General features: G+C 45.4%; 14 protein-coding genes and 1 tRNA gene. 9 read left to right on the forward strand and 6 right to left on the reverse strand.

The features are described 5' to 3' along the window. Positions 1 to 75 precede the first annotated feature (75 nt). The 4 genes from MHM99_RS11410 to mutY form a co-directional block, all read right to left on the reverse strand. Entirely contained in the window at positions 76 to 390 is a 315-nt protein-coding gene (locus MHM99_RS11410; RefSeq protein ID WP_239219381.1) for a metallophosphoesterase, read from the reverse strand. Between the two features lie 171 nt (positions 391 to 561). Then, positions 562 to 637: transfer RNA gene (locus tag MHM99_RS11415), tRNA-Phe, on the reverse strand. A 319-nt stretch (positions 638 to 956) separates the two neighbouring features. Then, positions 957 to 1,229, reverse strand: a complete 273-nt coding sequence (locus MHM99_RS11420; protein WP_014947929.1) for an oxidative damage protection protein — start codon at positions 1,227 to 1,229, stop codon at positions 957 to 959. 59 nt (positions 1,230 to 1,288) lie between these two features. Further along, positions 1,289 to 2,356, reverse strand: a complete 1,068-nt coding sequence (gene mutY / locus MHM99_RS11425; RefSeq protein ID WP_239219382.1) for an A/G-specific adenine glycosylase — start codon at positions 2,354 to 2,356, stop codon at positions 1,289 to 1,291. A gap of 113 nt (positions 2,357 to 2,469) precedes the next feature. Between mutY and MHM99_RS11430 the strand changes: the two genes are divergently transcribed. The 6 genes from MHM99_RS11430 to arcA all read left to right on the forward strand — a co-directional run bounded on the left by MHM99_RS11430 (position 2,470) and on the right by arcA (position 9,257). Continuing rightward, positions 2,470 to 3,174: an alpha/beta fold hydrolase gene (locus MHM99_RS11430; protein ID WP_239219383.1), complete on the forward strand. Its 705-nt coding sequence runs from the start codon at positions 2,470 to 2,472 to the stop codon at positions 3,172 to 3,174. A gap of 91 nt (positions 3,175 to 3,265) precedes the next feature. Further along, positions 3,266 to 3,985 carry a tRNA (guanosine(46)-N7)-methyltransferase TrmB gene (gene trmB / locus MHM99_RS11435; RefSeq protein ID WP_239219384.1) on the forward strand — a complete coding sequence of 240 codons (720 nt, stop codon included), beginning with the start codon at positions 3,266 to 3,268 and terminating at the stop codon, positions 3,983 to 3,985. Beyond that, positions 3,985 to 5,067, forward strand: a complete 1,083-nt coding sequence (locus MHM99_RS11440; RefSeq protein WP_239219385.1) for a methyltransferase — start codon at positions 3,985 to 3,987, stop codon at positions 5,065 to 5,067. The genes trmB and MHM99_RS11440 overlap by 1 nt, the downstream gene beginning before the upstream one ends. A gap of 149 nt (positions 5,068 to 5,216) precedes the next feature. Continuing rightward, positions 5,217 to 6,641, forward strand: coding sequence for a glycogen synthase GlgA (glgA, locus tag MHM99_RS11445; RefSeq protein ID WP_239219387.1), 1,425 nt, complete (start codon positions 5,217 to 5,219; stop codon positions 6,639 to 6,641). 107 nt (positions 6,642 to 6,748) lie between these two features. Then, on the forward strand, positions 6,749 to 8,395 hold the full coding sequence (locus tag MHM99_RS11450; RefSeq protein ID WP_187447097.1) for a HAMP domain-containing sensor histidine kinase: 1,647 nt from the start codon (positions 6,749 to 6,751) through the stop codon (positions 8,393 to 8,395). Positions 8,396 to 8,549: 154 nt separating this feature from the next. Then, positions 8,550 to 9,257: a two-component system response regulator ArcA gene (gene arcA / locus MHM99_RS11455; protein WP_014947922.1), complete on the forward strand. Its 708-nt coding sequence runs from the start codon at positions 8,550 to 8,552 to the stop codon at positions 9,255 to 9,257. 157 nt (positions 9,258 to 9,414) lie between these two features. On the opposite strand, the gene MHM99_RS11460 is transcribed toward arcA, so the two are convergent. Beyond that, the gene (locus MHM99_RS11460; protein WP_239219389.1) at positions 9,415 to 12,534 is read right to left on the reverse strand and encodes a beta-galactosidase; all 3,120 of its coding nucleotides are present in this window, start codon (positions 12,532 to 12,534) and stop codon (positions 9,415 to 9,417) included. A gap of 104 nt (positions 12,535 to 12,638) precedes the next feature. Here MHM99_RS11460 and MHM99_RS11465 point away from each other — a divergent pair, with 104 nt between their 5' ends. After that, positions 12,639 to 13,493: an AraC family transcriptional regulator gene (locus MHM99_RS11465; protein ID WP_239219391.1), complete on the forward strand. Its 855-nt coding sequence runs from the start codon at positions 12,639 to 12,641 to the stop codon at positions 13,491 to 13,493. Here MHM99_RS11465 and pmbA read toward each other — a convergent pair. Further along, entirely contained in the window at positions 13,490 to 14,821 is a 1,332-nt protein-coding gene (gene pmbA, locus MHM99_RS11470) for a metalloprotease PmbA (protein WP_039236933.1), read from the reverse strand. The two genes, MHM99_RS11465 and pmbA, sit on opposite strands and share 4 nt — an antisense overlap. Positions 14,822 to 14,893: 72 nt before the next feature. On the opposite strand from pmbA, the gene yjgA reads away from it, so the two are divergent. Beyond that, positions 14,894 to 15,451 (forward strand): ribosome biogenesis factor YjgA, encoded by a 558-nt coding sequence (gene yjgA, locus MHM99_RS11475; RefSeq protein ID WP_239219393.1) that lies wholly within the window; start codon positions 14,894 to 14,896, stop codon positions 15,449 to 15,451. Between the two features lie 62 nt (positions 15,452 to 15,513). After that, positions 15,514 to 15,942: a hypothetical protein gene (locus MHM99_RS11480; protein WP_239219395.1), complete on the forward strand. Its 429-nt coding sequence runs from the start codon at positions 15,514 to 15,516 to the stop codon at positions 15,940 to 15,942. Positions 15,943 to 15,985 lie beyond the last annotated feature (43 nt).

The raw sequence follows: 15,985 nt of genomic DNA on the forward strand, positions 1-15,985 counted from the left end.
TATGCGACAGTGGAAAGCTGCACTCAAATGGTACAGCTCCATAGTTGACGCAGCCTGGGCCGGAGGCATATGAAATTAAATTCGTGGGGATCCCTCAGAGTTTGAGTCGTGATTACCAGGAACAATAAAAATGTTACTTTCCGGAACAGTTAAGGTTTCAGCAATCTCTAATATCCTTACGGTAGCTAAGTCAAATTCTGTTTTATTTGCTCGGTTTGTTATGTCACCAGCTACAAATAAATAATCGCATTTGTAGTCACATTTACCAAATTTAGATTTAAAGGAGTCCATGAAACAGTCGATGACCGAATGTTCACCTTCACTAGGATTGAAGTCCTTCGCTCTAGCATAGTCTCCGACATGAAGATCACTAATTACAGCCAATTTCATAGATCTAAAACATTTCCTTTTGTATTCAATGCATCAAGCAAAAACATGTTGTAAAGATGAAAAGCTACACCTTTACAATTTAGACCATACAGTAAAGCTTTTAAGATTAGAACTATTCTAAGATTAAACAAAAAAAACCCTGAACATTTCTGCTCAGGGCTTTCGTATAAATGGTGCCTCGACCCGGGATCGAACCAGGGACACGCGGATTTTCAATCCGCTGCTCTACCAACTGAGCTATCGAGGCACTTAAACTGTGCTAAGTAAGCTTTATAAAAAACTTTGCAAAACTTTGCAAGCTTTATCGAAGTGCTTACTAACTTTAAAACTATTGCTCTAAAAGCCTTCTTGGTAAATCTGATTGGAAGTGCTTGCACTTTTCAATCCGCTGCTCTACCAACTGAGCTATCGAGGCTGAAACTTGTTAGCGTTCTAGGCGTTTACTGCCTGTCCTGCTGTGGGTGCGTATTAAACGGTTTTCGCCTTCACAAGTCAACCGTTTTTCTCGCTTTTTTTGCGCTTTTATTACTGTTTGCGCATTGTTTGCTCAAAAAAGGCTTTTTTGCTTATTTTTCAGGCGGAACGTAGCCTTCAATCGTAGGCTCTACATCGTCGAACAAGTATGCCGACATTTTTTCTTCTAAAAACTTACGGGCATTCGGCTCCATCATATTCAACTTGTGTTCGTTAATTAGCATGGTTTGCTTTTTCTGCCATTCGGCCCATGCTTCTTTAGAAATGTTGTCGAAAATACGCTTACCCAGCTCCCCCGGGTAAAGTTGGAAATCTAAGCCGTCAGCTTCTTTTTGAAGCTTGCGACAAAATACCGTTCTTGCCATGTTATTTCCTTTCGTTCGCTATCTGCTAAGCAATAAATATTGCGTTGGGCTTAGAACGCCTAACGCATTAACTGCTGAATAATCTTGGTTGTAGGTGCCGCCAAACCAACTTCAATAGGCTCGTTCAACGAAAACCAACGAAATGCCGTTTCGGCTACGCGCTTTGTTGGAGCAGAGTTTACCACGGCCACTACCGGGGTGATATCTAAATGAAAATGGCTAAAGGTATGACGGAACCCTTCAAGCGTTCGGGTTTCGTCGACACTGATACCTCGCTTGGCCAACTGCGCAATCCCCTCTTCTATTGAAGACACCTCAATAAAACCATATAGGCCACCCCAAAGCCCTGTTGAGGGACGCTGCTCTAAATACACTTGGCTGTTAAACTGTGCCACCACCATATAGGTAGATTTCTCCGGTAGCGCCTTTTTCGGCTTCTTACCCGGGTAGTCGGCTTGCGCGCCTTGGGCGTAGGCAATACAGTCGGCTTGAAGCGGGCACTCATCACACTTTGGCTTGCTTCGCGTACAGATCATCGCGCCCAAGTCCATCATCACCTGCGTATAGTTGGCACAACGTCCGCCTTCTGAATTAGTGGGCGTGTTTTTCTCGGCCACTTCCCAAAGCTGATTCTCTACCTTTTTCTGTCCCGGCCACCCGCCTATTGCATAGTATCGGGCCAACACACGCTTCACGTTGCCATCTAATATAGGAAAGCGCATATTGCGAGATAGCGAAAGTATCGCCCCAGCGGTAGAGCGCCCTATGCCGGGCAAATCCATGACTTCTTCTAGACTATAGGGAAACTCGCCGTTGTATTTTTCTACCAGCGTATTCGCAGCTTTGTGAAGATTTCTTGCTCTTGCGTAGTAGCCAAGCCCAGTCCAATGATGAAGCACGTCGTCTTGAGAAGCCTTAGCCAAGTCGTGCACGGTGGGAAAAGACGCCATAAAGCGTTTAAAGTAGGGAATTACCGTGGTGACTTGAGTTTGCTGCAGCATTATTTCCGACACCCACACCTTATAAGGCGTAACGTCTTGTTGCCAAGGCAAATGCTTTCGCCCGTGTTTATCAAACCATGCGAGTGCTCGCTCTGCAAAGCTACCTGTATATTGTTGTTCTGTCATAATCGTCTGTATGGGCAGTTACTACCGCTTGGTCGTTTTCTACTTAGCGACCATTCATTAAAAAGCGCGCTATGGTAGCATGTAACTAGCCAGTTTATTGTTAAGGAGCACACGTGTCTGTGCAGCACCCTGTTTTATTTTTTCCCGGTACGCTCTGTGACGAGCGCGTATTTCTACCGCTTTGGCGCGAACTAAATATTGCACAACGTCGTTATGTACCGATTCAATGGGCAGCATCGCTAGAAGAAATGCTGGCATTAAGTGAAGATCGTATTCTTGATAACGAAAAAGTGCACCTTGTGGGTTATTCGATGGGCGGGTTTATAGCTGCATTAGTAGCACAGCGCAATCCTGCCAATATTGCTTCGCTAACCTTAATCGGTTACAACCCAGAAGGGTTATCAAAAGAAGAAATTGCAAAGCGCAAGCAGCTTACTACTATGCTTAAGCAAGGTAACTTTAAGCCCGACAACGACGCTTATCTTTCGCGATTTATCCACCCTTCCCGCTTAGCGGATGAAAACGTGGCTGGCGTTGTAAAATCGATGGCGCAGGATTTAGGTAAAACAACGTTACTCAACCACACGCTAGCAACCACACCACGAGAAAGTACCGTTAAAGCGCTCGCAAAGATCAACGCGTCAGTAACGTTTATTACTGCCCAGCAAGACGCCATTGCACCAGCAGAAACAATTAAGCAGCTAAAAAATGTAATACCCAAAGCGACGTTCCACACCATTAGTGACGCCGGGCATATGGTAGTACTTGAGAAAACTGACGCCGTAGCGTCTATTATTGCGAAACAAATTGGCGTATAAAATTACAGCATTTTTGCCACGATAGCGTTGCATAAGCCGTGGGTAAGTGGATAATGCGCCACCATAAAATTGGGTAAGAAAGGCATTGCAAATGAGGCAATTCAAAAGTCAGGCGGAAGCAGAAGCCGCTGGAGTATACGTAAGCAAGGTAAAAAGCTTCGTGAAACGCGAAGGTAGACTTACTAAAGCACAAGAAAAAGCGCTAGAAGATTACTGGCCAACCAAGGGCATTGACTACGCTGAAGCACCGTTATCGTTGTCAGAAATTTTTGGCCGAAGTGCGCCTGTTGTTGTAGAAATTGGCTTCGGTATGGGCAAGTCATTGGTTGAAATGGCCGCAAACGCACCTGAGAAAGACTTTATCGGCATTGAAGTTCACCGTCCAGGCGTTGGCGCATGCTTAGCTGAAGCAAGCGAACAAGGCGTCGAGAACTTGCGTGTAATGGACCATGATGCAGTAGAAGTGCTTAAGAATATGATCCCAGACGGTTCGTTGTCTCGCCTACAGCTATTTTTCCCAGACCCTTGGCACAAGAAGCGTCACCACAAACGCCGTATTGTTCAGCCTGAATTTGTTGAGCTGGTTCGCACCAAATTAGCTATTGGCGGTTGTTTTCATATGGCGACGGATTGGGAGCAATATGCTGAGCACATGTTAGACGTTATGATCAATGCCGACGGTTACACCAATACTGCACCTGACGGCGACTATGTACCTCGTCCAGACTACCGCCCAATTACCAAGTTTGAAACCCGTGGCCAAAAACTAGGTCATGGCGTTTGGGATCTAATTTTCGAGCGTACTAAGTAATGATTTTATCTCCTCAAAGCCAACTGTTAGAACGTAATATCCCGCTTTTCGAAGAAGGTCAGTGGGCATTTATCAACCCTTCTGATGCGTATTTTCTGGACGGTCTTAAATCGCAAGAAGTCACGGTAATTCACCAATATTTCGATATTTTTTCAGAGTGCGTAAGAGTCGTACCCTCGGTATCGTTTGATAGCCGAGATATTACGCGCACAGGTTTTGAGGTGACGCAAAAAGTCGGAAATCATACTCATATATTTACGCCTTTCGTTGCACTAGAGAAATCTCACACTGACGTGATGATTTTCTTACCCAAAGCAAAAACCCATTTTCAGATGCTATTGCGAATGGCAGCCAGCATGGTGGGCCAAAATGGTCGTATTCACGTGGTGGGTGAAAATAAGGGCGGTATAAAAAGTGCTGCTAAGTTGATGGACCAATACGGCCCAACCCAAAAGGTTGATTCTGCTCGCCACTGCAGTCTTATCACCGTTTTAGTTGAAGAGCCACATCTTGCCTTTGAACCGGATGCATGGCTTGACATGAATACGTATCACGTTGAGGGCACGGCTTGGCAAGTGGCCTCTATGCCTGGCGTATTCAGCTACAAAGAACTGGATGCGGGAACTGAGCTTTTACTAGAAAAACTCTCAACATCACTGAGCGGTGAAATTCTGGATTTCGCATGCGGCGCTGGCGTGATTGCCAGTTATATAATGCTTAAGTATCCGCATTTGAAGCTTCATCTTACTGATGTTAGCGCACTTGCGGTTTACTGTAGTGCACTCACCCTAGCTGACAACGGATTATCAGCAACACTATATGCTGCGGATGGATTGCACGGTTTTACCCAAAAAGTACAGCATATTGTCACCAACCCACCATTTCATACTGGCATTAAAACTGACTACACCATCACTAAGCGCTTTATTTCTGACGCTAAAGCAAGCTTAAGTCGTGGCGGCACTATGCAGATGGTGGCAAACCGATTCTTACCCTACCCAGGTTTACTCGCTGAGCACTTCCAAACGGTCTATACCACAGCACAAACGTCGCAATTTTCTGTTTATCAAGCGGCTTTGTAATTAAAAAAACCATTAGCTTGTGCTAATTTAGCTTTTCTACCTGTTGCTCATGCCATTGCGTACTCCACGCAATGGCATACGGCGCTTTTTCCTTACACTATATTTAAGCATTACAAGTGCACTGCACGTTACGCTCTGGGGGATCACCTGTGAATATTGTATTTGCTATTTCAGAAGTTGAAGAATTGGTAAAAACCGGCGGCCTTGCAGACGTTGGAAAAGCACTCCCACTCGCGCTAGATACCTTGGGCGAAAGCATCACCATTGTTATGCCTTATTACCAAGTACTGGCTGAACAGTTGAACCTACCAACCGTAATCGAGCAACAAACCCTGTTTACTGAAGGTCAGGTGTACCATTTTGATATTCGCTACATGCAATGGCACGGTATTCCTATTTACTTTGTAGACTCGACCGAATACTTTATGCGTGAAGGGCTGTACGCCAACGCATTTGAGGCCTATGAAGACAATGGTGAGCGCTTTAGCTTTTTCAGTGGCGCCGTACTCCAAACGCTAAAAGCTATCGATAAAAAGCCTGACATTATTCACTGTCACGACTGGCATGCGGCCATGCTGCCGTTTTTACTTACCCACGACAAATCCGGGTATTTTGACGGTACTAAAACCATATTCACTATTCATAACGCGGCTTTTCAAGGCGTGCATAAGCTTGAGAGCATTCCCTTTCTTCGCCATCATCCAAACATTCTGGCGCAAGTGCACAGCGGTTACATCAATATGCTGCAAAGCGGGATTGAGTTTGCCACGAAAGTGACAACCGTAAGCCCTAACTATGCAAGCGAGTTACTCACTGACCTGGGTAGTCATGGCCTGCACGAGCGGCTTGTAAATCGTCAAGCCGACTTAAGCGGTATTCTTAACGGATGTGACTACACGCAGTGGAACCCCGAAACAGATACATTCCTACCTGAGAATTACAGTGTAGAGAATCTTCATCCAAAGACCGCATGTAAACGAGCATTACAGGAGAAGTCGGGATTACCTGAGAATGGCAACGTACCGCTTATTGGAATGGTGTGCCGGCTGACTGAACAAAAAGGCTTTGGCTACATACTGCCCATTTTGGACGATTTAATTAAGCACAATGTTCAAATGGTAATTGTGGGCACGGGCGACCCTAAAGTGTGTATGGACCTTGGCGAATTCGCTCAACAACACCCTGATCAATTTGCGTTTATAAACGGGTTTAGTTCCGAACATGCCCACCTTGTAGAAGCCGGCGCTGATTTTTTTCTAATGCCTTCTCAGTTTGAGCCGTGCGGATTGAACCAGATGTACAGCTTAGCTTATGGAACCATCCCTATCGTGCGTTCGGTGGGCGGACTCAAAGACACGGTTATCGATTACAGTAATGATAGCGATGGGACGGGTTTTGTGTTTGACGACCCTACGCCGCACGCCTTGCTATCGTGTATTCGCCGAGCACTGCTAGCGTTCTACGAAGACGCTGGCAAGTTCAGAGCAATGCAGCAACGGGGTATGCGAACGCGATTCACTTGGGAAGCGGCTGCAAAAAATTACCAGCAACTTTACCTTTCAACCCTCAACTAGCGGGCGCTGCTTACATTAATTATTGTTTATAGGCATCTTCCTTTTTGCGCATTTTTGCGCCACTATTGATGTATGTAAGACGTGGATGGACAATACGCAAAACGGATATGACGGATAAAGTAGTCAAGCTTACTATAAAAAGCCTTTTCATTTGGGTGGTAATGTCAATTGCTACCTTTTCGCTTGCAGTGTTATCCAGTCTTGCCGTCTACACGCAAATTAAAACCTACCGTCATGAACTTGAGTCTAACGCACTCATGTTAGCCAAGTTGGTCGCAAGCAGTTCAGCTATGTATCTTTATGACGAAACGCCAGAGCGCATTGAACTTGCCCTAAGTAACCTTGCTGCCGCCGACCATGTATTAAATGCCCACGTTTACAAAGCACAAAGCGGTAACGTAGAGCCCCAGATTTTCGCCTCTTATAACAAGGAAGGCCAGTTATTGTTAGGAGGCAAGGAAAATCAACTGGCGTCCATGTTTATGACACCTCAATTGGCCGACAATGGGCAATACCTTGAATTAAGTGCAAAAGTCTTCGACACAGAGACGAACATTCAGTTGGGCTGGATATATTTACGAATTTCCTCAGAGAATTTTAACCAGCTTGTTGGAAAGTCGATTTGGCTTAATTTAGCAGTAGCCTTGGCGCTATTGGCTATTAGCTTTTACTTTGCAGTGCGTATGCAGCGTATTGTAACTGGCCCCGTTGAAGACATTGCTAACTTCTTGCAGCGTACTTCACGACAACGTGATTATTCAGCCCGTGCCAGCGGCTCCACCATTAGAGAACTCGATATCTTGGCTGACGCCGTGAATGTGATGCTATTTCGCATGCAAGAGTATATGCAAAAGCAACGACAGGCGGAGGAGCAACATAGAAAGCTCAATGCCAGCCTAGAAGATATGGTAAGTCACCGAACCACCGCCCTTAAGGATGCAAACCAGGAACTTATTCAAACGTTAGAAAAGCTACATCAGTTCCAGCGTCAAATTGTACAGAATGAAAAGATGGCCTCGCTCGGAGATATGGTTGCGGGCGTTGCGCACGAGGTAAATACTCCGATAGGTTTAGGTGTTACTGCGTCGACAATGATGTTAGACAGATTAGCGGTTATCCAAAAAGACTTCGAAAATAAAACGCTCAAAGCCAGTGCAATGAAGCGCTTTTTGGATGAGAGTAATGAAAACCTGAATATTATTTACCGAAATTTGAACAGAGCTGCCGAGCTTATTAGCAGTTTTAAGCAGGTTGCTGTCGATCAAACCTCAGAATCTAGTCGAAGTTTTTGCGTTGTGCAGCTAGTTAATGAGATACTACTGTCATTGCAGCCTCGACTCAAAAAATTAAAACACAACATCAACGTAGAATGCGACCCTACCCTTAGCGTTGAAACGAAGGCTGGCCCAATAAATCAAATCTTGATTAATTTAATCATGAATTCGGTTATTCATGGGTTTGAAACCATGGATGAAGGCACAATTGATATACGTGCCGAATTGGTGAGTAACAATAAGCTCAAGCTTGTTTATACCGACAACGGAAAAGGCATTTCCCCAGAGATTCGCAAACGGATATTTGATCCCTTTGTCACCACGAAGCGTGGGCAAGGTGGTTCCGGATTGGGAATGCACTTGGTATACAACTTAGTAACGCAAGCCCTTAATGGTTCAATATCGATCACCAGTGAGGAAGGCAACGGCGTAGAATTTGTAATTATCTTCCCCGTTGTTAATGCGAAAACGTCAGAATAGTTGTATAAAGTATGAACTTTTCTTGATTTTTATTGGCTAACCCCAATACCTTAACAGTAAGAATATTCACAAGTTGCTTGCAATCAAGTACATGAATATTAAAATTTAACCAGTTAGTTGCTTAAATCGTATTTTAGAAAGAGTGTAGAACACCATGCAGACGCCAAATGTGTTAATTGTTGAAGATGAGGTGGTAACCCGTACCACGCTTAAGAGTTTATTTGAAGCGGAAGGGTATAATGTGTTTGAGGCCGAGAACGGTGATCAAATGCATGATTTCTTCGAGAATCACGCTATCAATTTGGTTATCATGGACATTAACCTACCGGGTAAAAATGGCCTTATCTTGGCACGTGAAGTACGTGACCGTAAAAACGTTGGGCTTATCTTCCTAACGGGTCGTGATAACGACGTTGACCGTATTCTAGGTCTTGAAATTGGCGCAGACGATTATCTGACTAAGCCATTCAACCCTCGTGAATTGACTATTCGCGCGCGCAACTTACTGTCTCGTACTACAAACTCTTCAGAAGACGACGATTTACCAAGCCGTGTAAGCTTCAACGGTTGGACGCTTGACGGTGATAGCCGTTCATTGATTTCGCCTAGCGGAAAAGAATTCCGTCTACCACGCAGTGAATTCCGCGCTCTTCACCTTTTCCTAAGCAATCCAGGTAAAATCCTTACCCGTGAGCAGCTAATTATGGAAATGACGGGGCGTGAACTTCGTCCGAATGACCGTACGGTTGACGTAACGATTCGTCGTATTCGTAAGCACTTCGAATCAGATCCTTCAGATGAAGAATTGATTGTAACCATTCACGGTGAAGGTTACCGTTTCTGCGGTCAGGTTGACGGCTAAGACGTTGCCTGAACGAGTTTTGAATTAATGAAAAGCCGCTACTGTGTAGCGGCTTTTTTATATGTAAACACTTTATCCCAATGACGGCATAGCTATGCTATGCCGCGAATTGTCATTTGAGATATCGAGTGCTAAATGCTCGGCTTCACACTGAGGATTAGCTGTCAGCAGCGCTAAAGCAAACTGAGTAGCGGTATTGCTTCTCTTCCAACAAGAATGCTTTATGTGTACTTGGGCTCCATGAATCATCGCCGCCTACGCCCATGTGGGCATGATCTATGTACACAAACACACAATCTTGAGGTGTTAAATCACAGGTGTGTTTTGCCTCGTCTAGCTGTGCTTGCCCATATTCGCTCACGTTAAAATAGAACTGTCCTCTTGCTTTCAGGCCGCTAACTTCAAGTTGCGTACAGCCACAGCGCAAGCCGTTGTCCGTTGGGAATATGTAGCACGTTTGCATCTCTTCTATAGGTAAGGTGTAGCGACCATAACGCGCTGCCGCTTTTCTGTCAGGATAGTTCTCAAATGGCCCTAGTCCTTGCCAGGTAATCGACGTTGGCTTATCGGCTACAGGCACTGCCGTTTGTATACCAATTCGCGGCATAGGTGGTAAACCGTCATCCAAGAGCACTTCAACGTCTACCGATAGCTTAGCCTGTGCATTTATGGTGTAAACCCACTTGGTTGCAGCTACCAGCTTTTCTGAATGGTGATAATCAAATAACGATGTTATACGCACGTCTTGCGCGCCCTGCTCTACGTTTACGCCCGTGCAAGTGCGTGTCCACTTGCCAATACCAGCACGACGCCAGCGAGACTCCCACGCATTTGGGTCTGGATTATCAACTTCGCTTACCCCAATGTCGTTATCTAGCGGCGCTCTGAAGAAGTTATCTTCTAGCGGCGCGGCAAGTATTTCCTCCGCGCCTTGAAGCCACGAGGTTAATAGCCCTCTCTCACTATTAAAGCTAAATACGTTATTTTGCGCATGTACCAGCAACATCCCATCCTGAGCTTCAATTGATAGCTCACTAGTGCCGCTTGTTGTTTCGTTATCATTAAGAGAAAACGATACTATTCCACGCTTGTTGACTAGCGCTAACTGGGCGGTGTCCATAACATGCCCTGCTTTAGCCCACGAGCAGTCATTCGCTAGTACCACATCAATATTTAAGTGGTAGTCAGCGCCTGCTTTAAACGTAATATCTGGGCTAAGACTGAGCGTTTGTGCTTGTTGTGGCGCTATGTCGATTTCGCATTCGCCCTTCGCCTCAGCAATCAGTTGTCCATTTTCTAACACTTGCCAACGTAATAACTCGTTGTCTGTGCGTCTAAATAAGTAACCGCTGCTTACTGTAAGCTCAAACTTGTTGTCTTTCTCAACCAACGAAAAGCTTAAGTGCTGCTGACAATATTTAGCTTCTAATAAGTGCGGATGTGGCGTTCTGTCTGGAAATAACAGACCGTTTATACAGAATTGTCTGTCGTTTTCAGTATCGCCGAAGTCTCCGCCGTAAGCCCAGTATGCTTCGCCGCTATTAGTGTGCTTTACTAACCCTTGATCAACCCAGTCCCAAATAAAGCCACCTTGAAGGCGAGGATAAGCCTTAAACGCTTTCCAGTATTCATCAAAGCTACCCAAGCTATTACCCATAGCATGCGCATATTCGCATAGAATAACGGGGCGGTTTTCCCCCGGCATCGACAACCATTTTTTAATGGCCCACTTAGGCACTGCATCGTCTTTAATGTCGGTATCAACCCGTGCGTACATTGGCGCAATAATGTCGGTAGCCGAAGTATCAGCGCCGCCGCCTTCGTACTGTACAGGGCGCGATGGGTCAAATGACTTTGCCCAGCCATACATTGCATCGTGGGTAGGGCCGTGACCAGACTCATTCCCCAACGACCAAATAATGATGCTGGGGTGATTTTTGTCGCGCTCGACCATTTGCGTGAAGCGCGCCATGTAGGCGCCGGCCCATAGCGGGTCGCGAGAAAGCCTTCCCATTGGGAACATACCGTGGGTTTCGATGTTGGCTTCATCTACCACATAAAGCCCGTATTCATCACAAAGCTCATACCAACGAGGGTGATTTGGATAATGAGCGGTACGCACAGCATTGAAGTTGTTTTGCTTTAACAACTTAATGTCTTCAAGCATGTCATCTTCATTGATTGCATGCCCTTTCGTTTGATGGTGTTCGTGACGGTTAACCCCACGAATTAGCACAGCTTTACCATTTATCAGTAACTGGCCGTTTTTCATTTCAATGTTTCTAAAGCCAACGTTATAGGCCTCAACATCAACGGCGTTGCCATTCTCATCAATAAGTGAGACTACGATGCGGTACAGATTCGGTGTTTCAGCAGTCCAGTGTTTAGGTTCATTCACATGAAGCGTTTGAAAAACTACATCATCCCAACCGCCCTTTTCATCAATACGCTTATTGTTAGTGCCGGTAATAACTTGCTCGGTAACAGCGTTATCGCCATCAAAAAGCTGAATACCCACTTTGTAAGTAGAAGGCGCATTGATGGCGGTACGTACGGTTACTATTGCGTCGCGATAGCATGCGTCAAGGCTTGGCGTAACAAACACGTCCTGAATGTGATGATGAGGTTTGGTGACTAGGTTTACGTCGCGGAAGATACCGCTAAGCCACCACATGTCCTGATCTTCTAAGTAGCTGCCGTCTGACCATCGGATCACCATTACCGCTAGTCGGTTTTCACCTTCGACTAAGTAGCCAGACAAATCGAATTCAGCCGGTAGTCGACTGTCTTGGGAATAGCCTACATACTCGCCGTTGCACCACAAGTGAAACGCGCTATTTACCCCTTCAAAGACGATATGATTGCGCTGTTTTAACTCATCCTCGGTAACGTTGAATGTCGTACGGTAGCAACCCGTTGGATTCTCGCTGGGTACCACTGGAGGGTTCACCGCGAAGGGATATTTAACGTTACAGTAAATCGGTTTGTCGTGACCTTGCAGCTGCCAGTTAGAAGGTACCGCAATAGGCTGCCAATTAGCAGACTCGTCATCACTTAATGTTTTAGAAAGCAGACTTTCAGGTACGTTTGCTGGTGTCTCAAATAAACGGAAATCCCACTCGCCGTTTAAACTACGCTTTTTCGCATTGGTATTGTGCAATGCGTCTTTTAGCGTTTTATATCCGTGATGTGGACTGTGGGCATTGATGCGATTTCTCTGAAATACAACCGGGTTTTGCCAATCGTTTTGAGCCACTACTTGCGCAACATTAAGCATGTCATATCCTTTACTTTTTCGTTAAGCGCAATATAGCTAACTTTCGTTAAATCCTTTATGCTCTAATCTTTCATATATTTATCCAAAACTATCATTTCACATTTATGCAACTTAGCTTTAGAGACATAGTAGACATAGGCCCTAAGTGTTTTGAACGCTTTATTGATAGTAGTAATGCGCCTGAAATCAGCGACCTGGATATTGAACTAGCAGGATGCTCTAACTTATCAGGTGACTATACGGTAGGTCGCGTGTCGCCTCCTAACCACACCTTGTTTTACAGCATACATGGACAAGGAAAGTTTCGTGTCCCTTCAGGCGAGATGCTGTTAGATGAAGGACAGCTAATTATTTTACCCGCTGGACAAAGTTTTGAAGTCACAATAGTCAGTGAACAATGGGATATTATTTGGGTCAACCTGGCAGACTCCGAACGCTGGACATCATTTAACCAGCGAGGTGCGGTAATTGTGGATAATGCCATGCTGGAAGGACTGCATCATGCAATGGAACTTTTGTATGTAGAGCGTGACGTCGAGAATCGAAATTCGGCGATGCAAGTTGTGTCTCGCTACCTGTACCGTATTATCGATGCGCCTTTGAGTGACGTACATACTCACGATGAGAAAGAACGACGACAGGTAAGCAGACTACACAGCCTCTTTTCAGCGGTTGAAAAACAGCTTCAGTTTGATTGGGATATGGAAAGCTTAAGTGAGAAAGCCCATTATTCTGCCCCTCACCTTCACAGGCTGTGCTTACAAGTATTTGGGAGAAGCCCCAAACAGCACGTTATCCATTTGCGTATGACACGAGCCAAAAGCTTATTACTAAGCACACAGTGGCCCGTATCCTATATTGCCAGTTATGTGGGTTACGCAAATGTATTTACATTCTCGAAACGCTTTAAGAAGTCGACCGGGCTGTCTCCTTCAGCGTTTCGAGAAAGCGTAAACTAGCTACCTGCTATCTTCATTTGGTCAATAAGCACAGAACCGGTCTGTACACTACCGCGCACATCTTTTTCTGCGCCAATTGCCACAATGCCTTTAAACATATCTTTCAGATTGCCAGCAATAGTTACCTCGTGAACTGGGTATTGGATGATGCCATTTTCAACCCAGTACCCCGCTGCGCCGCGCGAGTAATCGCCCGTCACGCCGTTAACGCCCTGCCCCATCAGTTCGGTTACGAACAAACCTGTGCCCATTTCTTTAAGCAGGTCGGCGTCGCTGTGACCCGTATCACCTACTAGCCAGTTATGAATACCACCGGCGTGGCCATTCGAGCGGGTGTTTAGCTTACGCGACGAGTAGGTAGTATAAAGGTATGTAGCCAATTTACCCGCATCGACAATGGTCATGTCAGAACATGCCACACCTTCGTTATCGAAGCTTGAGCTTGCCAGACCGCCTTTAATAAACGGACGCTCTTCAATATTAAGCCATTCTGGGAAAACTTGTTTACCCAAGCTATCTAGCAAGAAGCTAGAACGACGATAAAGGCTGCCGCCGCTGATAGCTCCAACGTAATGGCCAAATAAGCTAGATGCGATGTCACGGTGTAAAAGCACAGGCACGTTTGCCGTGTTGATTTTACGAGCCCCCAAACGGTCTACAGTAGCTTTAGCGGCATCAATACCCACTGCACTTGCTGATTGCAGCAAAGACGCTTTACGACTTACTGTGTAAGCGTAATCGCGCTGCATATCGTTATCTTGTGCGCCAATAACCATACAGCTTAGTGAATAACGGCTGCTAGGATAACCGGCGTTAATTCCATGGGTGTTGCCGTAAACGCGCATACCTAGATTTGCGTTATACGACGCGCCATCTGAATTTGTAATGCGCGAGTCGTAATTCATTGCCGCCGTTTCGGCTTCAATAGCAGTTTTAATGGCCTTTTCAGTATCTAATTCTTCAGGGTGATACAGGTCTAAATCAGGGAACTCGGTAGCAATAAGGTCGGCATCGGCCAAACCTGTACAAGGGTCTTCACTGGTATAGCGAGCAATATCTACGGCTTTTTCTACCGCGAGTGTTAGCGCCGCTTTGCTCAGATCTGCGGTAGACGCACTCCCCTTTCGCTTGCCTACATATACGCTGATACCTAAGCCGCCGTCGTTGGTAAATTCAACGTTTTCAACTTCTTGCATACGTGAAGATACGGCGATGCCCTGCACTTTAGACATGCTGGCTTCGGCTTGTGTTGCGCCTTTAGAAAGGGCTAATTTCAGTACATCATCTACGACATTTTGAATGTCGGCTAACTGCTGCTCAATTTGCATAGTAAGTTTCGCTGTCTTAATTCGACTGTGATAGTTACAATTTAGCTAAAGTGTAACACTAATGAGTTTGAAATGAGTGATCAGAAATACAATTCTCCTGAAGATCCTTACTTCGAAGATGCGCAAGCAGATGAGTTCGAAGAGGAAGAATTAATCAGTAAAACTGAGCTGAAGCGTCAAGCTAAAGAACTTCACAAGCTAGGTGAAACCTTGGTTAACCTGACCGATGCTCACATAGCGACGATTCCAATGGATGAAGAGCTTGCTGACGCCGTAGCTATTGCCCGCAAAGTGAATAAGAAAAAAGACGGTTACCGCCGTCAACTTCAGTTTATCGGCAAAGCTTTACGTCATAGAGATACCGCCCCTATTGAAGAGGCGTTGGCTAAAATTACACATCAGCATCAGGCGAGCAATGCGGCCTTTCATGCACTAGAAAAAGCCCGTGAAGCCGTGATTGAACAGGGCGACCCCGCTATTCAAAAGCTGATTGAAGCGCATCCTGAACTGGACCGCCAAAAGCTGCGTCAATTTCATCGCCAAATTAAAAAAGAGCGTGAAAAAAGTGCGCCGCCTAAAGCATTCAGAGAGTTGTTTCAGTATTTGAAAGACGTTATTCATGAGGATTAACGGTCTGCAATTAAAGTAATCTCAACATCACAGTTTCGTTCACCAGCCAAAGGGGTGATAGTGTGAAAATATTTTCTAACCCTAACGCAACACTGAAAAGCAAGTACGGTCAGTATCAAATTGCTGTGCTTGGTAGCATTGTTGGCGTGTCGGCTGAAGGTATTGCTGATGGGGCAGCCATTGAGCGTTACGCACGCGACATGATGGATGTGATTAACAGTTTTGGTGGGAATCACTGGGCATTTTTAGGTTTTTTGCATGGTTCTGCCCTTATGACGAAAGCTGGTGAAAAAGAACTGCAACGTTCAGTTGAGTGGCGTGCGAAGCATGGAATGGCGCTTGGAGCCTTAGTTATTGGCGATACTACGGTACAACCTATAGTAAGAGCGCAATTTCAGAGAGTTTATGATAATGCAGGCCTTGAGCTGGGTATTTTTACCAACGAAGAAGATGCTATTGAGTGGTTGAAGGAAAAAGGATTTGAAAGTTAGCCACGACTTATCCCAGTTCGCACACAAAAAAGGTTGGTGCCTA

Origin of the sequence: Alteromonas sp. MmMcT2-2, assembly GCF_022348305.1 — a bacterium.
GTDB classification, from domain to species: domain Bacteria; phylum Pseudomonadota; class Gammaproteobacteria; order Enterobacterales; family Alteromonadaceae; genus Alteromonas; species Alteromonas macleodii.